General features: G+C 53.5%; 20 protein-coding genes. 8 read left to right on the top strand and 12 right to left on the bottom strand.

Translation table 11 applies throughout. The features are described 5' to 3' along the window. Positions 1–43: 43 nt before the first annotated feature. Together AC3Y5R_RS22400 and rluF are read left to right on the top strand one after the other, a co-directional pair. Positions 44–1,726 carry an AsmA family protein gene (locus tag AC3Y5R_RS22400; RefSeq protein ID WP_489923169.1) on the top strand — a complete coding sequence of 561 codons (1,683 nt, stop codon included), beginning with the start codon at positions 44–46 and terminating at the stop codon, positions 1,724–1,726. 38 nt (positions 1,727–1,764) lie between these two features. Beyond that, positions 1,765–2,634, top strand: coding sequence for a 23S rRNA pseudouridine(2604) synthase RluF (gene rluF, locus AC3Y5R_RS22395; RefSeq protein WP_489923168.1), 870 nt, complete (start codon positions 1,765–1,767; stop codon positions 2,632–2,634). Between the two features lie 29 nt (positions 2,635–2,663). Here rluF and fabY read toward each other — a convergent pair whose 3' ends face one another. The 5 genes from fabY to typA all read right to left on the bottom strand — a co-directional run bounded on the left by fabY (position 2,664) and on the right by typA (position 7,539). Then, complete coding sequence (fabY, locus tag AC3Y5R_RS22390; RefSeq protein ID WP_158782309.1) at positions 2,664–3,602, bottom strand: fatty acid biosynthesis protein FabY; 939 nt, start codon at positions 3,600–3,602, stop codon at positions 2,664–2,666. Between the two features lie 53 nt (positions 3,603–3,655). Further along, a complete protein-coding gene (dtd, locus tag AC3Y5R_RS22385; RefSeq protein WP_158782310.1) occupies positions 3,656–4,093 on the bottom strand; it encodes a D-aminoacyl-tRNA deacylase in 438 nt (145 codons plus the stop codon). Continuing rightward, complete coding sequence (locus tag AC3Y5R_RS22380; RefSeq protein ID WP_489923167.1) at positions 4,090–4,962, bottom strand: virulence factor BrkB family protein; 873 nt, start codon at positions 4,960–4,962, stop codon at positions 4,090–4,092. Before AC3Y5R_RS22380 ends, dtd begins: the two co-directional genes overlap by 4 nt. A 2-nt stretch (positions 4,963–4,964) precedes the next feature. After that, the gene (yihX, locus tag AC3Y5R_RS22375; protein WP_489923166.1) at positions 4,965–5,561 is read right to left on the bottom strand and encodes a glucose-1-phosphatase; all 597 of its coding nucleotides are present in this window, start codon (positions 5,559–5,561) and stop codon (positions 4,965–4,967) included. A gap of 154 nt (positions 5,562–5,715) precedes the next feature. Continuing rightward, on the bottom strand, positions 5,716–7,539 hold the full coding sequence (gene typA / locus AC3Y5R_RS22370; RefSeq protein ID WP_158782313.1) for a ribosome-dependent GTPase TypA: 1,824 nt from the start codon (positions 7,537–7,539) through the stop codon (positions 5,716–5,718). A gap of 438 nt (positions 7,540–7,977) precedes the next feature. Between typA and glnA the strand changes: the two genes are divergently transcribed. The 3 genes from glnA to glnG all read left to right on the top strand — a co-directional run bounded on the left by glnA (position 7,978) and on the right by glnG (position 11,992). Beyond that, positions 7,978–9,387, top strand: a complete 1,410-nt coding sequence (gene glnA, locus AC3Y5R_RS22365; RefSeq protein WP_489923165.1) for a glutamate--ammonia ligase — start codon at positions 7,978–7,980, stop codon at positions 9,385–9,387. A 138-nt stretch (positions 9,388–9,525) separates the two neighbouring features. Continuing rightward, positions 9,526–10,575, top strand: coding sequence for a nitrogen regulation protein NR(II) (gene glnL, locus AC3Y5R_RS22360; RefSeq protein WP_158782315.1), 1,050 nt, complete (start codon positions 9,526–9,528; stop codon positions 10,573–10,575). A 7-nt stretch (positions 10,576–10,582) separates the two neighbouring features. Then, a complete protein-coding gene (gene glnG, locus AC3Y5R_RS22355; protein ID WP_489923164.1) occupies positions 10,583–11,992 on the top strand; it encodes a nitrogen regulation protein NR(I) in 1,410 nt (469 codons plus the stop codon). Positions 11,993–12,068: 76 nt separating this feature from the next. On the opposite strand, the gene hemN is transcribed toward glnG, so the two are convergent. Then, a complete protein-coding gene (hemN, locus tag AC3Y5R_RS22350) occupies positions 12,069–13,427 on the bottom strand; it encodes an oxygen-independent coproporphyrinogen III oxidase (RefSeq protein WP_489923184.1) in 1,359 nt (452 codons plus the stop codon). A gap of 270 nt (positions 13,428–13,697) precedes the next feature. Then, positions 13,698–14,222, bottom strand: a complete 525-nt coding sequence (yihI, locus tag AC3Y5R_RS22345; RefSeq protein WP_489923163.1) for a Der GTPase-activating protein YihI — start codon at positions 14,220–14,222, stop codon at positions 13,698–13,700. 556 nt (positions 14,223–14,778) lie between these two features. On the opposite strand from yihI, the gene yihA reads away from it, so the two are divergent. Beyond that, positions 14,779–15,414 carry a ribosome biogenesis GTP-binding protein YihA/YsxC gene (yihA, locus tag AC3Y5R_RS22340; RefSeq protein WP_158782318.1) on the top strand — a complete coding sequence of 212 codons (636 nt, stop codon included), beginning with the start codon at positions 14,779–14,781 and terminating at the stop codon, positions 15,412–15,414. A 72-nt stretch (positions 15,415–15,486) separates the two neighbouring features. On the opposite strand, the gene spfP is transcribed toward yihA, so the two are convergent. The 5 genes from spfP to AC3Y5R_RS22315 form a co-directional block, all read right to left on the bottom strand. Next, complete coding sequence (gene spfP, locus AC3Y5R_RS22335; RefSeq protein WP_071892919.1) at positions 15,487–15,534, bottom strand: small protein SpfP; 48 nt, start codon at positions 15,532–15,534, stop codon at positions 15,487–15,489. 295 nt (positions 15,535–15,829) lie between these two features. After that, entirely contained in the window at positions 15,830–18,616 is a 2,787-nt protein-coding gene (gene polA, locus AC3Y5R_RS22330; protein WP_489923162.1) for a DNA polymerase I, read from the bottom strand. A gap of 418 nt (positions 18,617–19,034) precedes the next feature. After that, complete coding sequence (gene dsbA / locus AC3Y5R_RS22325) at positions 19,035–19,664, bottom strand: thiol:disulfide interchange protein DsbA (RefSeq protein WP_158782320.1); 630 nt, start codon at positions 19,662–19,664, stop codon at positions 19,035–19,037. A 47-nt stretch (positions 19,665–19,711) separates the two neighbouring features. Continuing rightward, entirely contained in the window at positions 19,712–20,704 is a 993-nt protein-coding gene (locus tag AC3Y5R_RS22320) for a serine/threonine protein kinase (protein WP_489923161.1), read from the bottom strand. 82 nt (positions 20,705–20,786) lie between these two features. Continuing rightward, positions 20,787–21,056: a YihD family protein gene (locus tag AC3Y5R_RS22315; protein WP_158782322.1), complete on the bottom strand. Its 270-nt coding sequence runs from the start codon at positions 21,054–21,056 to the stop codon at positions 20,787–20,789. A 76-nt stretch (positions 21,057–21,132) separates the two neighbouring features. Between AC3Y5R_RS22315 and mobA the strand changes: the two genes are divergently transcribed. Both mobA and mobB read left to right on the top strand, forming a co-directional pair. Continuing rightward, a complete protein-coding gene (mobA, locus tag AC3Y5R_RS22310) occupies positions 21,133–21,717 on the top strand; it encodes a molybdenum cofactor guanylyltransferase MobA (protein WP_489923160.1) in 585 nt (194 codons plus the stop codon). A 9-nt stretch (positions 21,718–21,726) separates the two neighbouring features. Continuing rightward, the gene (gene mobB / locus AC3Y5R_RS22305; RefSeq protein WP_489923159.1) at positions 21,727–22,233 is read left to right on the top strand and encodes a molybdopterin-guanine dinucleotide biosynthesis protein MobB; all 507 of its coding nucleotides are present in this window, start codon (positions 21,727–21,729) and stop codon (positions 22,231–22,233) included. Positions 22,234–22,387 lie beyond the last annotated feature (154 nt).

The following is a 22,387-nucleotide window of genomic DNA, read 5'->3' as shown; positions in this document are numbered from 1 at the left end:
AGGCATAACAATCCTTTACCGAACACTCAAAGGGACGGATGCAATGAAGGTCATCGGAAAAATTTTGCTGACAATCCTGCTGCTATTGCTGCTGGCAGTGGTGGCGGTCTATGTGCTGGCGCAGACTCAGTGGGGCGCCAGTTGGATCAGCCGCACCCTCAGCCAGCACAGCGATTACCAGATCGCCTTCACCAAGCTGGAACACAACTTTTCCGACCCTTCTCATCTGATCCTGGATAATGCCTCCTTCGGCCTGAAAACTCAGCCAGCCACCGTGGTGGCAAAGAAAATCGATCTGGGTCTCAGCAGCGGACAGTTCACAGATCCGCTGCACTTCTCCAGCATCTGGCTGGAAAATGGCACTCTTAACGTTACCGATAGCGGTAAGCCACTGGCCTTCTCCGCTGACCGGCTGCAGTTGAATCAGATGGCCATCGACAGTCCGGGCAGTAAATTACCTGTTGCAGCCAGAAGAGTGGACGGCGGTATTGTGCCGTGGAAACCTCAGGCAGGGGATTTCATCGGTAGCGATGCCAGCTTCCAGATGAGCGCGGGCTCTCTGGAGTTAAACGGTGTTCCGGCCACCAACGTGCTGCTGCAGGGCAGCATCAACTCTAATCAGCTTGTAGTGAGTAATCTCGGTGCCGATGTGGCGCTGGGCTCGGTGACGGGCAGCGCACAGCGCGATGCTCAGGGCAACTGGCAGGTGACTAACCTTCGCCTTAACAGTATCCGTTTACAGAGCGACCAGTCACTGAGCAACTTCCTCGATCCGATCCTCACTCTGCCTTCGGTGCATTTTGACCGAATCGACGTAACCGATACCCGGCTGGAAGGCGCGGACTGGGCGGTCACCGATCTCGATATGGCGCTGAAAAACATCACGCTGCGCAACGGCGACTGGGAAAGCAATGACGGCTCGCTGTCGATGAATGCCAGCACCTTTGTGAATGGCAGCCTGGAGTTGAACGATCCCATTGTCAATCTGGCGTTTTCTCCTGACGGCGTCGCGCTGACGCAGTTCAGCTCGCGCTGGGTTAACGGGCTGATCCGCACTTCTGGCCACTGGACGCGCAGCGACAAGAAACTGACGCTGGATGAACTGGCCGTGGCCGGGCTTGAATACACGCTGCCGCAGAACTGGCGCGACCGCTGGATGGCTCCTCTGCCTGACTGGCTGGACAGCGTGGAAGTGACCAAATTTGCCGCTAACCGGAACCTGATTATCGACATTAACCCTGACTTTCCGCTCCAGCTGACCTCGCTGGAGGGCAACGGCAGCAATCTGCTGATGGCTCGCAATCACCAGTGGGGCATCTGGTCAGGAAATGTCAGCCTGAACGCGGCGGAAGCAACGTTTAATCGCGTGGATCTGCGTCACCCCTCAATAACCCTCAATGCTGACGATAACAACATCAACGTGACCGAAATGAGCGCCTTCACCAAAAGCGGAATGGTGGAGAGCGTGGCAACCCTTTCTCAGCAGCCTCAGCGAGCGCTGTCGTTAACGATGACTGGCCGCGAAGTACCGGTTGACCTGCTGCACGACTGGGGCTGGCCAACGGTGCCGCTGGAAGGTAATGGCACTCTGCAGCTGAAAGTTCAGGGTAGCCTTGCCGCTGACAAACCACTGAAAGCAGGGATGAACGGCACGCTGTCGGTGACGGCTGGTGATAAAACGCTGCAGCGGACCATGACCGGTGGTCAGGTGGCTGGCGCACAGTGATCATTTAAAGGTAAAATCCGCCTATTTGCGGAATAACCATGCTGACCAACTCAACACGTCTCAATAAATACATCAGCGAAAGCGGGATCTGCTCCCGCCGCGATGCCGATCGTTACATCGAGCAGGGTAACGTTTTTATCAACGGCAAGCGGGCTTCGGTCGGCGATCAGGTGCATGCCGGAGACGTGGTGAAAGTGAACGGTCAGCTGATCGAGCCGCGTGACGAAGAAGATCTGGTGCTGATTGCGCTGAACAAGCCGGTTGGCATCATCACCACCATGGAAGAGGGTGAGCGGGACAACATCAGTGATTTTGTTAACCACAGCAAGCGCGTGTTCCCTATAGGCCGACTGGATAAAGATTCTCAGGGGCTGATTTTCCTGACTAACCACGGCGATTTGGTCAACAAAATCCTGCGGGCCGGGAATAACCATGAAAAAGAGTATGTGGTTACGGTCAACAAGCTGATTACCGATGAGTTTATCACCGGAATGAGCGCTGGCGTGCCGATGCTGGGTACGGTCACCAAAAAGTGTAAGGTGAAGAAAGAAGCACCGTTTGTATTCCGCATCACGCTGGTGCAGGGGCTTAACCGCCAGATCCGCCGCATGTGTAAGCACTTCGGCTATGAAGTGACCAAACTTGAACGCACGCGGATTATGAACGTGAATCTTAAAGGGCTGCCGCTCGGCGAGTGGCGTGACCTGACCGACGATGAGCTGATTGAGCTGTTTAAACTGCTGGAAAATTCATCTTCTGATGAACCTGCAGGGAAAAAAGCCAAACCTAAAACTTCAGCCGCGAAGAAACCGGCCAGCAGCGGGCCAAAAGCCGGTGAGAAAACCGCGGGCAATACCGCTTCCCGCAAGCGTTTTGCCCAGCCGGGCCGCAAAAAGAAAGGGCGCTGATCAAGCGCCCTGCCTGCAAAACTTTTTCGTCAGCCTCCGGACCCGCCCTGCTCTAACGGACCGTCCGGATCGGCTGGCAGCACGATGTACACGCCCTCAAAGACCGCACCGCACTCCTCATTGCCAAACAGCTCCACTTCCAGCTGCACGCGAGCTTTACGGCCCCGCGCCAAGCGATCCAGATCGCCGCTCAACGAGCCCAGGTCAGCCACCGCCCCCGGCTTACCGGTGATCGGATGGCTGTAACGGATATGCGCATCGGCAAGAATAATGGTACCGCCAAGATGCCGCTCACGTAGCAGCAGCCAGATCAACCCCCAGCCGGTCAGCGTCGCCAGTGAAAACAGGCTGCCGGCAAACAGCGTATGGTGCGGGTTCTGGTTGCCGGTTTCCGGCATGGTGGTGATAAATTTCTGCCCGGTGTACTGCAGAATGCGGACACCCATTTTCTCGCTTAAAGGAATATGGTCGTACCAGGCCTGCTGCAGCTGACCGCACCAGTCCGCGCGGTGCAGAATGTCATCCAGCGTGATCACTGGCTTGATCATCAGGAAATGGCGCACTGGCGTGGTTTGCGGGGCGGTAATCTCGCCCTCATTGACGTAACCGAGCTTGGCAAAGAACTCAACGGCATCTTCGCGGGCGCTACAAACCACACGTTTGGCCCCTTCTTGCCGCGCAACGGACTCCAGGGTCATCGCCACCAGCGTTCCCAGCCCTTTGCCCTGTACGGAAGGATGCACGGCCAGAAAACGGATTGCCGCCTCATTGTCGCCATTAATATACAGACGGCCCACGGCCACCGGCTCGCCACGCTCATCCACCACCATCTGGTGATGCGCCAGTGCATCCCAGGCATCCCGTTCAGAGCCCATTGGCTGATGAAGGGGCTTACGCAACATTTCCCAGCGGAACTGATAGTAGGTATCCAGCTCTTCCGCCGTTTCAGGCACTCGAAGGTGATACATAAAATGGTTCTCTCTCTCTGAGCCCAATCCGCTTCCGAGCCCTTCCAGCCGCTTCAAACCTGCAGCCAGAAGGTGGCGGGGCCATCATTGACCAGGGCCACTTGCATATCGGCGGCAAAACGCCCGGTGTCAGTTTTGATGCCCTTCTCACGGCAGCAGCCAACAAAATAGTCATACAGCCGTTCAGCTTCTGCAGGCTCAGCGCCACCTGAAAAGCCAGGACGCATGCCCTTTTGCGTGTCCGCCGCCAGCGTGAACTGCGACACCACCAGCAGACTGCCTCCCGCCTGCTGAACGTTGAGATTCATTTTTCCCTGGTCGTCGCTGAAAATACGGTAGCCCAGTACGCGCTCGCACAACCGCTGCGCTTTTTGCTGGTCATCCCCTTTTTCCACGCCCAGTAAGATCAGCAATCCTGGCCCGATTTCACCGATGGTCTCTCCGGCCACCGTAACGCTGGCACTCAGCGCTCGTTGAATTAAGGCAATCATGATTCCTCGTCTTCTTTTTCTTGTTCTTGTTGTTTCAACAGGCGGTAGTCGCCCAGGGAAGCAGTGATTTCCGCTCCCAGCAAAACAATACACCACGTCCAATATACCCACAAAAACAGGATGGGAATAACAGCCAGCACACCATAAATTAACTGGTATGAGGGAAACATCGTAACATACAGAGCAAAGGCTTTTTTTCCCAGCTCAAATAACAGCCCGGCGACCAGCGCGCCCACCAGCGCATCCCTGGCCGAAACCTGGCGTGTGGGCACGATGCTATACAACAGCCAGAAAGAGAGCCACGAGAGCAGCAGCGGGAAGATGCGCAGACCATAATCAATCAGCCCGCTGACGCCGCTCACCGAGGCCCAGCGCAGCGAGAGCAGGTATGAGCTGATCGCCAGGCTGGCGCCGGCCAGCATCGGACCCAGCGTCAGGATCATCCAGTAAACCGCAAAGGAGTAGACCAGCGGACGTTTTCGCTGGCTGCGCCAGATGGTGTTCAACGCGGTATCAATGGAGTACATCAGCAGCAGCGAGGTCACTACCAGACCACAGGCCCCCACCGCAGTCATCTTGTTCACATTCGCCACGAAATGCTCGAGATAGCCCTGGATCGCCACACCCGATGCCGGAACAAAGTTGCTAAAGATGAAGCTTTTCAGCTGGGCACTGACCGCAGAAAACGCCGGAAAAGCGGCGAACAGGGCAAACACCACGGCCACCAACGGCACCAGTGACAACAGTGAGACATAGGCGAGATTCCCGGCCAGCGTGGTCATCGCATCTTCGTCAATGCGCCGCCAGAGCAATTTTACCCATGCCCCGATCGCCCGCAGGCGATGCCGGTAGTGGTTAATACGGCTCATCGTTAACGCCTTTCGGCAAATAAGGCCGGAATGATGCTGGCATCGGTCACATGAACGCTCTGGATCCCCAGCGCACGTGCACCCTCGATGTTCTCCAGGTTGTCATCAAAGAAAATAGCCCGATCGGCGGTATAGCCTTCTTCGTTCAGGACCTGCTGATAAATGCGGGCTTCAGGCTTACGCATCCCCATATCCTGCGAAAGATAGAGTTTATCTGCGGCACTGTGTACTTCAGGATACTGGGACGGCCAGAAGGTGCAGTGCAGAGAATTAGTGTTGGAAAGGATAACCACCCGCTCGCCACGATCGCGCAGCGTCTTCATTATCTGCAGCACTTCCGGACGCACGCCGACAAAAACGGCCTGCCAGCCAGCGGTAAACTGTTCAAAGCTCAGCGCCAGCCCCAGTTCGTCGCAGATCTGTTCAGCAAAGGCTTCATCGCTCACTTCACCGCGCTCATGGCGATGAAAGTTCTCACCCAGCGTGAAGTGGTTTTGCAGCGTGGCTAGCGGCACCCGTCCCAGATCGCTCCAGACGCCCAGAACCCGGTTGAAATCAATATCAACAATGACGTTACCTAAATCAAAGATATACAGCATGGCCATCTCCTTTTGTTCCGGTGAGTTATTCACTCTAGCGGTAAAACGGAAGCCTGAACAGGTCGGGAATTTCGAAAAATGCTGGAGAGTCAAAGAGGGAGAAAAAAACAGGGCCGGAAGAAACCGGCCCTGAAATAACAGCTAAAACGTCAGATTAAACGTCTTTGCTGCCGCGCGAAGCGCGTTTACGATCGTTTTCAGTCAGGTGACGTTTACGAATACGGACGGACAGCGGAGTCACTTCCACCAGTTCGTCATCATCGATAAACTCGATCGCCTGCTCAAGAGTCATCTTGATGGCCGGAACCAGGGTAGTGGCTTCGTCAGTACCGGAAGCACGCATGTTGGTCAGTTTTTTACCGGTCAGGCAGTTAACAGTCAGGTCGTTAGAGCGACTGTGAATACCGATAATCTGGCCTTCATAAACTTCTGCACCGTGACCCAGGAACAGCTTACCGCGGTCCTGCAGGCTGAACAGGGCGAAGGCCACCGCTTTACCCTGACCGTTAGAGATCAGTACGCCGTTCTGACGCTGGCCCACTTCGCCCTGACGGATATCGTCATAGTGACTGAAGGTGGAGTACAGCAGACCGGTACCGGAAGTCATGGTCATGAATTCGTTACGGAAGCCAATCAGGCCACGGCTTGGGATAACGTAGTCAAGACGTACGCGACCTTTACCATCCGGATCCATGTTTTTCATGTCCGCTTTACGTTCACCCATCGCCTGCATCACAGAACCCTGGTGCTGTTCTTCGATATCCAGGGTCACGTTTTCGAATGGCTCTTGTTTACGGCCTTCGAACTCGCGGAAGATAACTTTCGGACGGGATACCGCCAGCTCGAAACCTTCACGACGCATGTTTTCAATCAGAACGGACAGGTGAAGTTCACCACGACCGGAAACGCGGAACGCATCAGCATCCGCAGTTTCTTCAACGCGCAGTGCCACGTTGTGCACCAGCTCTTTGTTCAGACGGTCAAGGATCTGACGTGAAGTCACATACTTACCTTCTTTACCGCAGAACGGTGAGGTGTTGACGTTGAAGAACATGGTTACGGTTGGTTCATCAACGCTCAGGGCTGGCAGTGCCTGAACATTCTGTGGATCACAGATGGTATCGGAGATGTTCAGTTCGCCCAGACCGGTGATGGCGATGATGTCGCCTGCTTCAGCTTCTGCTGCGTCGATACGCTCCAGACCCAGGTGAGTCAGCACTTTACCGACTTTACCGTTACGGGTTTTGCCTTCGCTATCAACGATGGTGACCTGCTGGTTTGGCTTCACTTTACCGCGCTTAATGCGGCCGATGCCGATAACACCAACATAGTTGTTGTAGTCCAGCTGAGAAATCTGCATCTGGAACGGTGCTTCCATCTCAACCTGCGGAGGAGAAACGTGTTTCACGATGGCTTCGTACAGCGGAGTCATATCTTCAGCCATGTCGGAGTGGTCAAGACCAGCGATACCGTTCAGGGCAGAAGCATAGATAACCGGGAAGTCGAGCTGCTCGTCGGTCGCGTCCAGGTTAACGAACAGGTCAAAAACTTGGTCAACAACCCAGTCAGGACGTGCGCCAGGACGGTCAACTTTGTTGATCACCACGATCGGCTTCAGACCATTAGCAAACGCTTTTTTGGTCACGAAGCGGGTTTGCGGCATAGGGCCATCCATTGCATCCACAACCAGCAGCACCGAGTCAACCATTGACATCACACGCTCTACCTCACCGCCGAAGTCGGCGTGTCCTGGGGTATCCACGATGTTGATGCGGTAGTCGTTCCATTTAATGGCGGTGTTTTTTGCGAGGATGGTAATCCCACGCTCTTTCTCCAAATCGTTGGAGTCCATTACGCGTTCGGTTGCTTCAGTACGGGCATCAAAGGTACCGGACTGCTGCAGCAACTTATCAACCAGGGTAGTTTTACCATGGTCAACGTGGGCAATAATGGCGATGTTACGCAAATTTTCGATCACAGCTTTGCCTCAGGCATTAGAAATAGCGCGCTATTGTACACGGATTAATCGAAGGACTGAACAGGATCACAAATATCAATTAAAGATAACTGTCAGGATTGCTTTTACAGCCATTTACAGTGCAGGAATTGCACTCCATCGAAAAAATGCACCAATTTGGTGCCCTCATTGCACTCTGTAGCACCATAATGGTGCGCGACTTCCATCATGGTGCAGCTCCCGTCTCACGAGAGGGTGCATCATAGCGCTTTTTCAGTCAGTTAAGAAAGTTGGCATAGATTTCGCTTTATTACACTCAAGAGAAGAATGCCAGTTTCCACAACGGTTGATAGCTTGTCAGAGATCTTTATTATCGGTTCACTGTGCCAGATAAGCAAAGTGGTACACCGGAAAGATCTCTAACCACGACGACAATGACAAAATCCAGGAGAGTTAAGTATGTCCGCTGAACACGTTCTGTCGATGATGAACGAGCACGAAGTCAAATTTGTTGATCTGCGTTTTACCGATACCAAAGGTAAAGAACAGCACGTCACTATTCCTGCTCATCAGGTTAACGCTGACTTCTTCGAAGAAGGCAAAATGTTTGACGGCTCCTCTATCGGTGGCTGGAAAGGGATTAACGAATCAGACATGGTTCTGATGCCTGATGCGACTACCGCTGTTCTGGATCCGTTCTTCGAAGACCCTACGCTGATCATCCGTTGTGACATCCTCGAGCCAGGCACCATGCAGGGCTACGATCGTGATCCACGCTCCATCGCAAAGCGCGCTGAAGACTTCCTGCGCTCTTCCGGCATCGCAGACACCGTTCTGTTTGGACCAGAGCCAGAGTTCTTCCTGTTTGATGACGTGCGCTTTGGCGCGACTACTTCCGGTTCACACGTTGCTATCGACGATATCGAAGCAGCCTGGAACACTGGTAAAGAATACGAAGGCGGCAACAAAGGACACCGTCCAGGTCTGAAAGGCGGTTACTTCCCGGTTCCACCAGTCGACTCTTCACAGGACATCCGTTCTGCTATGTGTCTGACCATGGAGCAGATGGGCCTGGTTGTTGAAGCTCACCACCACGAAGTGGCAACAGCTGGTCAGAACGAAGTGGCAACCCGCTTCAACACCATGACCAAAAAAGCTGACGAAATTCAGATCTACAAATATGTTGTGCACAACGTAGCTCACGCTTATGGCAAAACTGCGACCTTCATGCCAAAACCAATCTTTGGTGATAACGGTTCCGGTATGCACTGCCACATGTCACTGTCCAAAGGCGGCACCAACCTGTTCGCTGGCGACAAATACGGCGGCCTGTCTGAAACTGCCCTGTTCTACATCGGCGGTGTGATCAAGCACGCTAAAGCGATCAACGCCCTGTCTAACCCGACCACCAACTCTTACAAGCGCCTGGTCCCGGGTTACGAAGCTCCAGTTATGCTGGCTTACTCTGCCCGTAACCGTTCTGCTTCTATCCGTATTCCAGTGGTTGCCAGCCCGAAAGCACGTCGTATCGAAGCTCGCTTCCCTGATCCAGCAGCTAACCCATACCTGTGCTTCTCTGCACTGCTGATGGCTGGCCTGGACGGTATCATCAACAAAATCCATCCTGGCGACGCGATGGACAAAAACCTGTACGACCTGCCGCCGGAAGAAGAAGCTGAGATTCCAAAAGTGGCCGGTTCTCTGGAAGAAGCTCTGAACGCACTGAGCGAAGACCGCGAGTTCCTGACTCGTGGCGGCGTGTTCACTGACGACACCATCGATGCCTACATCGAACTACGTAAATCCGAAATGGACCGCGTTCGCATGACGCCACATCCGGTCGAGTTCGAGCTGTACTACAGCGTTTAACTGGTTTGACGTTTTTGTTGCCGTGGAAACTTTAGCCCATCTCCTGATGGGCTTTTTTCTCCGCGAATTCATCGTTCAGGAAGACGATTTTCGGGTTCCATGACTATAATGCACTAAAAAGGTGCAGGAGAACGCTGTATGGCAACAGGCACGCTGCCCGATGCTGGGCAGATTCTCAATTCTCTGATTAACAGTATTTTGCTGGTCGATAGCGATCTGGTGGTGCATTACGCCAACCCCGCCGCTCAGCAGCTGTTAGCGCAAAGCTCCCGCAAGCTGTTTGGTACACCGCTGCCGGAACTGATGGGATATTTTTCCTTAAATATCGACGTCATGCGCGAGAGTCTGAACGCAGGTCAGGGCTTTACCGACAGTGAAGTGACTCTGGTGGTAGATAGCCGCGCGCACATAATGTCTTTAACAGCGCAGCGTCTGCCCGATGGTTTAATTCTGCTTGAAATGGCCCCGATGGATAATCAGCGCCGTCTCAGTCAGGAACAGATTCAACATGCTCAGCAGGTAGCTGCCCGGGATTTGGTCCGGGGTCTGGCTCATGAAATTAAAAACCCGCTGGGAGGATTACGAGGCGCAGCACAGCTTCTGGCAAAAGCGCTTCCGGATCCGTCTTTAACCGAATATACCAAGGTGATCATCGAACAGGCAGACCGCCTGCGTAATCTCGTTGATCGCCTGCTTGGCCCGCAGCAGCCAGGCATGCACGTTACGCAAAGTATCCATCAGGTGGCTGAACGTGTGGTCAATCTGGTGTCGATGGAACTGCCCGATAACGTGACGCTGGTTCGGGATTACGATCCCAGCCTGCCGGAGTTGCCCCACGATCCGGATCAGATCGAACAGGTTCTGCTGAACGTTGTACGCAACGCCTTACAGGCGTTGGGTGAAGAAGGCGGCACTATTACACTTCGTACCCGCACGGCATTCCAGTTAACGCTGCACGGAGTACGTTATCGCCTGGTGGCACGCATCGATGTCGAGGATGATGGCCCGGGTATTCCGGCACAACTGCAGGATACGCTGTTTTATCCGATGGTGAGCGGCCGCGAAGGTGGGACCGGCTTAGGTCTGTCTATCGCGCGCAGCCTGATTGACCAGCATTCGGGGAAAATAGAATTTAGCAGTTGGCCGGGTCACACTGAATTTTCGGTTTATCTGCCTATTCGCCAGTGAGGTTTCTATGCAACGAGGGATAGTTTGGATCGTCGATGACGATAGCTCCATCCGCTGGGTGCTTGAACGCGCGCTCACTGGAGCCGGTTTAAGCTGTGCCACCTTTGACAGCGCTAACGAGGTGCTGGACGCCCTTGCCAGCAAAACCCCAGACGTTTTACTTTCAGATATTCGTATGCCCGGCATGGACGGACTGGCACTACTCAAACAGATAAAACAGCGTCACCCTATGCTTCCGGTCATCATAATGACTGCCCATTCCGATCTGGATGCCGCGGTCAGCGCTTACCAGCAAGGAGCGTTTGATTACCTGCCGAAGCCTTTCGATATTGACGAAGCCGTGGCGCTGGTTGAACGCGCGATCAGTCATTATCAGGAACAGCAGCAGCCGCGCAATCAACCGGTCAGCGGCCCGACCACCGATATCATCGGTGAAGCACCGGCGATGCAGGATGTGTTCCGCATTATTGGCCGTCTCTCACGTTCGTCAATCAGCGTGTTGATCAATGGCGAATCGGGTACGGGTAAAGAGTTGGTTGCCCACGCTCTGCATCGCCACAGCCCGCGAGCCAAAGCGCCCTTTATCGCACTGAACATGGCTGCTATCCCGAAGGATCTGATCGAATCCGAGCTGTTCGGGCATGAGAAAGGGGCTTTTACCGGGGCGAACCAGATCCGTCAGGGCCGCTTCGAGCAGGCCGACGGCGGCACGCTGTTCCTCGATGAAATTGGCGATATGCCGCTGGATGTGCAGACCCGTTTGCTGCGCGTGCTGGCTGATGGCCAGTTCTACCGCGTGGGAGGCTATGCGCCGGTGAAGGTGGATGTCCGTATTATCGCGGCAACTCACCAGAACCTTGAGCTGCGTGTGCAGGAAGGCAAATTCCGTGAAGACCTTTTCCACCGTCTCAATGTGATCCGCGTGCATCTGCCGCCGCTGCGCGAGCGCCGGGAAGATATTCCTCGTCTGGCGCGCTACTTCCTGCAGGTTGCCGCTCGTGAGCTGGGTGTGGAAGCGAAGATCCTGCATCCGGAAACGGAAACCGCGCTGACCCGCCTGCACTGGTCGGGCAACGTGCGCCAGCTGGAGAACACCTGCCGCTGGCTGACCGTAATGGCCGCAGGCCAGGAAGTACTGATTCAGGATCTGCCTTCAGAGTTGTTTGAGACCTCCACGCCGGAGAACCCGGTGCAGTCACTGCCAGATAGTTGGGCAACACTGTTGGCACAGTGGGCCGATCGTGCCCTGCGTTCCGGTCATCAAAACCTGCTGTCAGAAGCTCAGCCTGAGATGGAGCGTACGCTGCTGACCACCGCTCTGCGTCATACGCAGGGGCATAAGCAGGAAGCTGCACGGTTGCTGGGCTGGGGACGAAATACCCTGACCCGCAAACTCAAAGAGCTGGGAATGGAATAAGTTTGTTTTGTTAAGAGAAGGCCGGGCGAATGTCCGGCCTTTTTTGTTTCAATCTGTCAGCAGGCAGACTACCGATTCAGATCACCCGCGAGAATTGCTGCATACGCGCTTTCTGGCGCAGGTAAACGTCAAAGCACATGCAGATATTCCTGACCAGCATTCGCCCCTTAGCGGTGACCTGAAGGCGCTTCTCGTCGCACTCCACCAGCCCGTCAGCAATAAAGGGAGCCAGCAATATCAGATCTTCAGCAAAGTAGTCAGTAAAACGCCGCGTAGCGGTTTCAAAATCGGCATAATTCAGTGAGAAGTTACACATCAGCGTTTTGATCACATCGCGACGCAGGCAGTCATCCGCTGTCAGGCTCAGTCCACGCCACAATGCGGTCTGCTGCTGGTCCACCGCGGCATACCAGCTCTTCAACTCTTTCTGGTTCTGCGCATAGCTGTCACCCATCATGCTAATGGCCGACACGCCCATCCCCAACAGATCGCTGTCGCCCTGAGTGGTGTAACCCTGGAAATTACGGTGCAGGCGCCCCTGACGCTGGGCAACGGCCAGTTCGTCATCGGGACGGGCAAAGTGGTCCATACCGATAAACTGATAGCCTTCTGCCGTCAGAGTGGCAATGGACTGCTGCAGAATGGCGAGCTTTTGCTGGGTATCCGGCAGATCGGCATCTTTGATTTTGCGCTGGGCTGCGAACAAGTTCGGCATGTGTCCATAGTTGAACACGCTAAGCCGATCCGGGTTGAGGGCGGCCACTTTCTTAAGGGTGAAAGTAAAGCTTTCTGGCGTTTGCTTTGGCAGGCCGTAGATCAGATCTAGATTGGTGGAAGTGAAGCCCAGCTTCCGGGCACGCTCCATCAGGGCAACGATCATCGCTTCGTCCTGAATGCGGTTGACCTTCTCCTGCACCTCTTTATTGAAATCCTGCACGCCCATGCTCAGACGATTAAAGCCCTCGGCCCGCAGGTGATCCAGCACGTCCAGCTCAATCTCACGGGGGTCGACCTCAATCGACAACTCGGCTTCTGCGCTGAAGTTAAAATGCTCACGCAGCAGATCCATCAGGCGGCTGATCTGAGTTTTATTCAGATAGGTCGGCGTCCCACCGCCCCAGTGCATTTGGGTGACGGTGCGGTTACTGAACAGTCTGGCGCGTGCGGCAATTTCAATGGCCAGCGCCTGAAGATACTCATCGGCTTTATGCTGCTGGCGGGTCACTATCTTGTTGCAGCCACAGAAATAACACAGCCGGTGGCAGAACGGGATATGGACATACAACGACAGGGGGCGATCGGGATAACGCTGGCTGGCCTGCAGAAAAGCCGCCTCGTCGTAATCCTGGTGAAATTCCAGCGCGGTGGGATAGGAAGTGTAGCGGGGACCCGAGATGTTGTACTTCTGAATCAGGGCCTGATCCCATTCAATCATCTGCGTCACGGTATTCACTCCTTCGTTGGCGTCTGGATGCCGACCGTCGGGTGAGAGGAGGTTGCCTGAGCGGCGGACGGTCGATCGTTCTGCGTAGCCGGGATCGACGACTGGACAGACGTCGTAGTTTAACCAACATCCACAGCAGGCCACAGAGCAGAATCAGCAGGTAAATTGATCCAGGCCAATTCATCAGCAGAGAAACCTTTTGCAGAGATGGCGCTCTTTTTGCGCCATCTTAATTTCCAGTCAGAAATACCTGCCGTGGGATCAGTTGCCACCCTTGAGCAGACGGTACATATCCTCTTCTGCTTCTTCGTCATCGGCGTCATCATCCAGAGCAATGCCCAGCTGTTCCATCAGCACATCGATGCGGTCAAGAGTCTGATCCAGCCATGCCTGATCTTCTGCTTTCAGCGTTTCACCACTTTCCAGCCGATCCAGCAGCGCATCCAGACGTTCATCATTTTCCAGCTTCGCCAGCTCTTCTTCCGGCGTCAGAAGCGGCTTTTTCTCTGGCGCGGGTTTTACTGGTTTAGCCGCCTTTTTCACCGGCTGAACATCACTGCCCAGCGCAATCGGCTTTTTGCTGCCAATGCGTGGGTCTTTTTCCTGACCAGCGTTACCACCCTTTTTACCAGGCATCACAGGATTCGCACGGCTGCCGGAAGCATTACCGCGATGTTTCTTGTCACGCTTGCGATCGCGCGCTTCGGTATTTATTTCATCGCGCGATTTACGTTTATTTTTTGCTGCAGGTTTCTTGTTCTGGGGCGCGCGTGCAGGTTGCTTCATGATTTCTGCTCTCAGACGATTTATCTTCAGTATAGAATTGCGGCGGAATCTAGCAGAAAGCAGACAAAGAAAAAAGGCGCCAGGTCACCCTGTCGCCTTTTTTCGCACCTTCCGCAGAAGGACTGACTTTAGTCAGCATCCTTTTTAGCACACAACTTCCCGGTTTTCCCTTGCCGTATCGTCCATCCTGGACGCTATCCTTTCCCTGAGTGTGTTGCATCCTCAACACGTTCCATCCCTGCTCTGCGTCATCCTGACGCCCCCTGAGCTCTTCATCCTGAAGTGAACCATCCGGGTTCTGGTAAATACTTTAGACTAAATGGTCAAACTCACAAGGCAGCTTAATAAAAATTTCACGCACACTTATAGTGGGTTAAATGTAATAAATTGTTTTTTAATGATATTGCATTTATGACAACAAAAAATTAGGGGCAAGGGCTGGCAGAAACAATGGCCGATCTCTTACAAATCTTCGGGCGACTCGCGGCCGACTGAGCGCTTTCAATCCATACAGGGTATACTCTGCGCAACTGACCTTATATCTGGAGTTTCTATTTTGTCTGGCTGGAATTATCACGTTACCCATTTTGTTACCAGCGCTCCTGACATCCGTCACCTGCCGGCCGATACCGGTATTGAAGTGGCGTTTGCCGGCCGTTCCAATGCGGGCAAATCCAGCGCGCTGAACACGCTGACCAATCAGAAAAGCCTGGCGCGGACCAGTAAAACTCCGGGACGCACGCAGCTTATCAATCTGTTCCAGGTCGCTGAAGGCTATCGTCTGGTGGATTTACCGGGCTATGGCTATGCCGAAGTCCCGGAAGAGATGAAGCTGAAGTGGCAACGCGCGCTGGCGGAATATCTGCGTGAGCGCCAGTGCCTGAAAGGCCTGGTGGTGCTGATGGACATCCGTCATCCACTGAAAGATCTGGATCAGCAAATGATCAACTGGGCGGTGCAGAGCGGTATTGAAGTGCTGGTGCTGTTGACCAAAGCCGATAAGCTGGCTTCCGGCGCGCGTAAAGCGCAGCTGAACATGGTGCGTGAAGCGGCGAAGAGCTTTGTCGGTGATGTTCAGGTTGAGATGTTTTCTTCACTGAAGAAAATCGGCATCGATAAGCTGAGCGCCAAACTGGACAGCTGGTACAGCGAGCTGCCGCCGGCAACTGAAGAAGAGTTCGCAGAAGAGTAAAATCAGGCCTGCGGGCCTGAATAGCGCCCAATAAAAAACGCCCCAGTCATAACAACTGGGGCGGCTAAATATTCAGCCAAATCCGATTACGTGAAGTAAAAGGTCTGAAAGATAGAACATCTTACCTCTGTACCCTACGCCTTAAACTCTACATGATTTTTTCGGCCCTCAAAAGGGTTTTTTGTAGTTAATTTTCATAAAACACCCTGCGTTATCCAACTCAGCTCACAGAAAAAAGCGTTGCCTGTAGCTAAATTACAAAAAAAATGCTTTCACCATAACCGCTTAGGTGAAGAGCTAAGCGCGATTAAAAACCAGTCAAAGCTGAACCGATTAACCAAAGCGATTTCTTATGGCGAAAAAAAAAGCTGAATTCATTAAGAAATCAGCCTCGTTTGTCAGTACCAGCGAGTTATCAGTGCGCCTGATCCCAGTTATCGCCTACCCCGACATCAACCTGCAGCGGCACATCAAGCTTCATGCTGTTCTCCATCAGGTCGCGGATTTTCGCCGTTGCCGCTTCCACCTCTGAGGTTTTCACTTCAAACACCAGTTCATCGTGTACCTGCATAATCATCTTCACGTCAGGGTTGGCCTGTGGCGTCAGCCAGCCATCAACGGCAATCATCGCTTTCTTGATAATGTCGGCTGCCGTGCCCTGCATTGGGGCGTTGATGGCCGCACGCTCGGCGGCTTTACGACGCATCACATTGCTGGCCTTAATATCTGGCAGGTAGAGGCGACGACCATCAAGCGTGGAGACATAGCCCTTCTGCGCAGCCTGTTCACGAGTGCTTTCCATATACTCCAACACGCCAGGATAGCGCTCGAAGTAGAGATCCATGTATTTCTTCGCTTCACCAGCGCCGATATTCAACTGGCGGGACAGGCCAAACGCGCTCATGCCGTAGATCAGACCAAAGTTAATGGCCTTGGCGCTGCGGCGCTGCTCGCCGGTGACTTTTTCCAGCGCCATACCAAACACCTCAGCGGCAGTGGCACGGTGAATATCCTGTCCTTCCGAGAAAGCCGTCAGCAGCCCCTTATCCTGGGAGAGATGGGCCATGATCCGCAGTTCGATTTGTGAATAATCGGCCGCGAGGATCTGATGCCCCTTCGAAGCAATAAAGGCCTGCCGAATCCGCCGTCCTTCATCATTGCGCACCGGGATGTTTTGCAGGTTAGGATCGGTGGAGGAGAGCCTGCCCGTTGCCGTCACCGCCTGATGATAAGAGGTGTGGACCCGTCCGGTCAGCGGATTGATCATCTGCGGTAGCTTGTCGGTATAGGTCGACTTCAGCTTGGACAGGCCACGGTGCTCCAGAATCACTTTGGGTAGCGGGTAATCCAGCGCCAGCTCGGCCAGCACTTCTTCACTGGTGGAAGGTGCGCCACCCGGGGTTTTTTTAGTTGGCTTGATCCCCTGTTTTTCAAACAGGATGGTTTGCAGCTGCCTGGGAGAAGAGAGGTTGAACGGCTCGCCAGCCAGCTCATGCGCTTTCAGCTCCAGTTCTCCCAACCGCGTGGTCAGCTCCTGAGAATGCTGAGCCAGGATACCCTGATCGATCAGCACGCCATTACGTTCGATACGCGATATAACGGTAACCAGCGGCATCTCAATCGTTTCGAAGACCAGCTTTGGCCCCTGCTCCTTTTCCAGCTCTGGCCACATTTTAAGGTGCAGCTGCAGCGTGACATCGGCGTCTTCGGCTGCATAGTGTGCCGCCTGTTCCAGTGCTATCTGGTTAAAGGTCAGCTGTTTTTTGCCTTTACCCGCAATATCTTCAAAGCTTACCGTCTTGTGGTGCAGCCAGCGCGAGGCAAGAGTATCCATATCATGGCGTCCTGAGACGCTGTTCAGCGCGTAGGACTCCAGCATGGTGTCGAATTTGATACCCTGCAGCTCGATGCCGTAATTCTTTAGCACGCCACGGTCATACTTCAGGTTCTGACCGACCTTCAACAGCTTGCTGTCTTCCAGCAGCGGCTTGAGACGTTCCAGCACGCTGTCGCGCTCCAACTGGGCTGGCGCATCGAGATAATCATGAGCCACCGGCAGATAAGCCGCTTCTCCTGGCGCAACAGCAAAGGAGAGACCGACAATAGTAGCGGTGAGAGTATCCAGGGAGTCTGTTTCCAGATCGACGGCGAACAGCTTGCTGGCCTTGAGCTTTTTCAGCCAACCGGCAAAAGTCTCTTCATCGAGGATGGTAACGTAACCATCCGCAGAAAGAACACTGGTTGCCTCAGACTGCTCTTCCACTTTTTCAGCCAGCGCTTTCTGTGCCTGAGGGTTGCTCTTTTTCCCCTGCAGCCATTTACCTTCTTCCAGGTCGGTGATCCAGCGCTTAAATTCGTAATGGCGGAACTGACCGAGCAGCTCTTCCACTGCCGGTTCGCTGACCGTCAGCTGATCGCAGGTAAGCTCAAGTTCAACGTCGGTTTTAATGGTCGCCAGCTGGTAGGAGAGGAAAGCGAGTTCCCTGTTCTGCTCCAGTTTGGCTGCCATCGTCTTCGCTCCGCGGAAAGAGAGGTCAGCGACTTTGTCCAGATTCTCATAGATATCTTTAATGCCGCCCAGGCCCTGCAGCAGCGCCTGAGCGGTTTTCTCACCCACGCCTGGCACGCCCGGGATATTATCCGAGGAGTCACCCATCAGGGCGAGGAAGTCGATAATCAATGCCGGAGGGATACCGTATTTCTCCACCACTTCATCCGGGCCGAGAATGGCGTTATTCATGGTGTTAATCAGCGTGATACCCGGCGTCACCAGTTGCGCCATATCTTTATCACCGGTGCTGATCAGCACTGGCCTGCCGAGCTTGCCTGCTTCGAGTGCCAGCGTTCCAATGACGTCATCCGCCTCCACGCCGGAAACCGCCAGCAAAGGCAGCCCCATAGCTCTGACCATATTGTGCAACGGTTCAATCTGCGCCCGCAGATCGTCCGGCATCGGTGGACGGTGAGATTTGTAATGTTCAAAAAGTTCATCACGGAACGTTTTGCCTTTGGCATCAAAAACCACCGCGACGTGGCTGGGCTTATATTGCAACAGCAGGCTGCGCAGCATATTCAACACGCCGTACATGGCACCGGTTGGTTCTCCTGAGCTGTTAGTCAGCGGAGGAAACGCATGATAAGCGCGGTAAAGATAGGAAGAGCCATCTACCAGAATAAGCGGGTTTTCTGCAATTTGTGCCATTAGTCGTCACGTTCTTCGTTGGTTTTATCAATGAGGTTAGGATGCCACAGCTAAGCCCCAAAAATGAAATAACTCCGCGTATTAACTTGTACGTCAAGCGGCATTTGTGGCTCGGCGCGCAATAATAAGTTGTGGATAACTTTGTGCGTAAATTTGCTAACGTATTGTTATATGCAGGGAATGAGCGAACAACATCAACAAAACATATTTAAAATCATGTAGTTAATGTTTTTCTCCAGGATAAACTTCAGGTTTTGCGGAATTGATTCTGTGTGGATATTAATTATTAAGCGGCGTGAACGAACAGGATCTCTTACTGAAAAAACCGCCTGGGACTGGCAGTTTATTCCGGGAACTGACAACAAAAAGAAGGGAAACAATAACGCCGGTCAGCAGCCGGCGTCGGATAAAACCAAGTTTACTTCTGAGTCAGCAGGAATTTCACCACGTTAGCATATTGCTGAACATAGTTATCCATTGAGCTGGTATCCAGACCGCCGTTGTTAACCATATATTTTCCGTTAACAAACATCGCAGGAACGCCGCGCAAATCAACGTCTTCTGCCGCTTTTTCCTGCTGAGCGACCAGTGATTTCACCACGAAGCTGTTCCATGCTGCGTCATATTGTTCCGGGGTAATAGCAGCAGCCTTAACGAAGACTTCTTTCAGGCTGGCCGGATCGGTGATGGTCTGGGTTTTCTGGATGCCATCAAAGATTGGCGCAGTCACTTTATCTTCCACGCCCAGCGCCATGGCCACAGCCCAGGCCTGAGTCACGGTTTTCCCCATGTCACCGCCGAGGAATTCAACGTGGTATTTGGTGATTTTGGTGTCAGCCGGTAAGTTTTTCTTCACGGTATCGCTGACGTGCCAGACGCGCTCAAACTCATAGCAGTGCGGGCAGTAGAAAGAGAAGAACTCCATGACATGAGGTTCACCAGAAACGGGCTTCTGCAGGGTGACGTACTGCTGACCATCGGTAAACTGGGCTGCCGAGGCGCTGAAAGCCAGAACCATTCCAACCAGCGCAAATAAAATCTTTTTCATTTAAAAACTCTCTCCTGACAACAAAGGGGGCGGATCGGAAAAGGCGATCAGCCCTGAAATGCGGGCATCAGCTGCAACGGTGGCTCCTGCAACAGTCTGGCCTGCTCGTTAAAAGTGGAGATCTGCCGGAGCCAGAAATCCTCATCCGTCATCCACGGGAAATTTGCCGGAAACGCCGGATCCTGCCAGCGGCGAACAACCCACGCCAGATAATAAACCATCCTCATGGCGCGTAAAGGCTCAATCAGTGACAATTCATGTGCGTCGAACTCACTGAATTCACTGTAAGCTTCCAGCAAAATGTCCCACTGAATTCGCTGTTCCTGGCTGTCGCCGTTAATCAGCATCCACAGATCCTGCACGGCCGGGCCGGTGCGGGCATCATCCAGGTCAACAAATAAAGGACCGTCGCGCCAGAGAATGTTGCCGGGATGGCAGTCTCCATGCAGGCGCAGCGGCTGCCATTGAGTATGCCAGTAATTTTGTAAAGTTGTGCCGATCAGCCGCACGCTGGTTAATAATCTGTCCTTCAGCTTACCGGGGATTAGGCTACTGGCCTCAAGTACCTGCAGAGGTTCGGTGATATATTCCTGCAGACCAATAGCAGGACGGGCAGCAAACATTTTCTTCCGTCCGGTCTGATGCATCCGACCAAGATAGCGCCCGACCCACTCCAGATGATCGTAATTATCCGTCTCATACTGGCGGCCCCCAAGGCTTGGGAACACCGTGAACAGGTAACCCTGATGCTGGTGCAAAGTTTTGCCCTGCAGGGCCAGAGGAGCGGCCACAGGAACCTCGTCGGCCAGCAGTTCGGCGGTAAACTGGTGCTCTTCTTCAATCTGCTGCTGTGACCAGCGCTGGGGACGATAGAACTTCACCACATAGCGCTTTTTATCTTCGTCGGCAAACTGATAGACCCGATTCTCAAAGCTGTTCAGCGCGGTCAGCCCGGACTCCACGCGGATCCCGGTATCCCAGAGCGCATCCAGAATGGTGTCAGGGTTTAAATTTTGAAAGTTAAAGGCAGGTTCTTTCATCCGGCATACTCGCAGATAATCGCAATCATTGAACGATCAAGAATATCATTAAACGCGGGTACGACGGATGAAGGGAGGGGATTTAATCTTTGATTACGCCGCGAGCACGAAGAAGAGCGGTTTTAAAATCCTCTTCATAATCTTTTTTCAGGCCCGGGATCTCTTCATGCTTATCGGTGCCACGCATTTTAAGATGGTAGATCAAAACATCATCCGTTAACTCATCGATGGGCTGAGTAAAACCGGCTTCAGCGGCGAGTTTCTGTATAAATTGCATTAAATTCAGATCTGGTTCCTGCTGCCAGGCTGGCTGTAGCAGCGACAGCAGTTCATTGAGGCGATGACATTTCATGGGTTGCTTCCTGTTCCATTCCCGATGCTGCTACGGTAGCAGGGTTAAACCCACATTAAAAGAGGGTGTAAAAGTGATGATCATCAACTACCAGTTCCTACCTGCCGCCGTGACGGGAGTAATCCTTGCCGGTGGGCGCGGCAGCCGCATGGGCGGTGAAGATAAGGGGCTGATTGATTATCACGGGAAACCGCTTTATCAGCACGTTCTGGAGCGGCTACGCCCTCAGACAGGCAAAATGTGCATCAGCGCTAACCGGAATATGGCTGTTTATCAGCAGAGCGGCCTGCCGGTAATTGGGGATTCTCTGCCAGACTTTCCTGGCCCGTTAGCAGGAATGCTTACCGCACTGGGCTATATCGACACTGAATGGGCGATCTTTTCATCCTGTGATACGCCAGCTCTGCCGGCAGATATTGTGTCACGTCTGTGGCAGGCAAAGCAGGCAGCTCCGGCTGTCTGGGCTCGCTCAGCCGGTCGGGATCACCCGACGCTGGCTCTGCTGCATGTCAGCCTGGCTGAACCGCTGGCGGCTTATCTGGCAAAAGGTGAGAGGAAGGTGATGCTATTTCTTGATCAGGCTGGTGGCCACAGCGTCCCTTTTGATGACTGCCCCGGCGCCTTCGCCAATATTAACCGCCCTGAAGATCTTTTGTTCTGAGGAACTCTGATGCTCCCTCTTTTAGCAATTACCGCTTTCAGCGGCACGGGTAAAACAACGCTTTTAAAACAGCTAATTACCATTATGAAAGCCCGGGGTATCCGTCCCGGTTTGATCAAACATACCCATCACAATATGGATATTGATACGCCAGGCAAAGACAGCTTTGAGCTGCGTAAAGCCGGAGCTGACCAGGTCATGGTCTTTAACCAGCAGCGCTGGGCGTTAATCACTGAAACGCCGCAACAGCCCGAACCGGATTTGCAGTTTCTGATCGGTCGGATGGATCCCTCTTCGCTGGATATCATTCTGCTGGAAGGATTTAAGCATGAGCCGGTTCCGAAGATCGCACTGTGGCGAGGAGGAGAGGAGCAAGCTTTGGCCCAGTTACTGGATAAATACGTTATTGCGGTAGCCAGCGATCGTGTTATTCCCATGAAACTTCCGCTGCTGGATCTGAATAACCCACAGCAGATTGCTGATTTTATTGCTGCCTGGTTGCTGGATCAGCGCTAAAACGGGTACCGCGCAACGGAGACCTTTTTAAGTTGTCGGTACAGGTAAACCTGACTAAAAGGCTATTTAAGAGGCGGGCTGCTGGAAAAGATTTCCGGATCGTAAACGCAAAAAACCCCGGCCGTCAGGCCGGGGTTCCTGTCTGAAAGCAAAA

Source organism: Erwinia sp. 009765445 (assembly GCF_058137865.1).
This window is presented reverse-complemented; position numbering and strand designations above follow the sequence as displayed.

Excerpts from the sequence above, each read along its gene's own strand:
- AC3Y5R_RS22400 (WP_489923169.1), top strand. The coding sequence starts at position 44 with ATGAAGGTCATCGGAAAAATTTTGCTGACAATCCTGCTGCTATTGCTG.
- rluF (WP_489923168.1), top strand. The coding sequence starts at position 1,765 with ATGCTGACCAACTCAACACGTCTCAATAAATACATCAGCGAAAGCGGG.
- fabY (WP_158782309.1), bottom strand. The coding sequence starts at position 3,602 with ATGTATCACCTTCGAGTGCCTGAAACGGCGGAAGAGCTGGATACCTAC.
- dtd (WP_158782310.1), bottom strand. The coding sequence starts at position 4,093 with ATGATTGCCTTAATTCAACGAGCGCTGAGTGCCAGCGTTACGGTGGCC.
- AC3Y5R_RS22380 (WP_489923167.1), bottom strand. The coding sequence starts at position 4,962 with ATGAGCCGTATTAACCACTACCGGCATCGCCTGCGGGCGATCGGGGCA.
- yihX (WP_489923166.1), bottom strand. The coding sequence starts at position 5,561 with ATGCTGTATATCTTTGATTTAGGTAACGTCATTGTTGATATTGATTTC.
- glnA (WP_489923165.1), top strand. The coding sequence starts at position 7,978 with ATGTCCGCTGAACACGTTCTGTCGATGATGAACGAGCACGAAGTCAAA.
- glnL (WP_158782315.1), top strand. The coding sequence starts at position 9,526 with ATGGCAACAGGCACGCTGCCCGATGCTGGGCAGATTCTCAATTCTCTG.
- glnG (WP_489923164.1), top strand. The coding sequence starts at position 10,583 with ATGCAACGAGGGATAGTTTGGATCGTCGATGACGATAGCTCCATCCGC.
- hemN (WP_489923184.1), bottom strand. The coding sequence starts at position 13,427 with ATGATTGAATGGGATCAGGCCCTGATTCAGAAGTACAACATCTCGGGT.
- yihI (WP_489923163.1), bottom strand. The coding sequence starts at position 14,222 with ATGAAGCAACCTGCACGCGCGCCCCAGAACAAGAAACCTGCAGCAAAA.
- polA (WP_489923162.1), bottom strand. The coding sequence starts at position 18,616 with ATGGCACAAATTGCAGAAAACCCGCTTATTCTGGTAGATGGCTCTTCC.
- dsbA (WP_158782320.1), bottom strand. The coding sequence starts at position 19,664 with ATGAAAAAGATTTTATTTGCGCTGGTTGGAATGGTTCTGGCTTTCAGC.
- AC3Y5R_RS22320 (WP_489923161.1), bottom strand. The coding sequence starts at position 20,704 with ATGAAAGAACCTGCCTTTAACTTTCAAAATTTAAACCCTGACACCATT.
- AC3Y5R_RS22315 (WP_158782322.1), bottom strand. The coding sequence starts at position 21,056 with ATGAAATGTCATCGCCTCAATGAACTGCTGTCGCTGCTACAGCCAGCC.
- mobA (WP_489923160.1), top strand. The coding sequence starts at position 21,133 with ATGATCATCAACTACCAGTTCCTACCTGCCGCCGTGACGGGAGTAATC.
- mobB (WP_489923159.1), top strand. The coding sequence starts at position 21,727 with ATGCTCCCTCTTTTAGCAATTACCGCTTTCAGCGGCACGGGTAAAACA.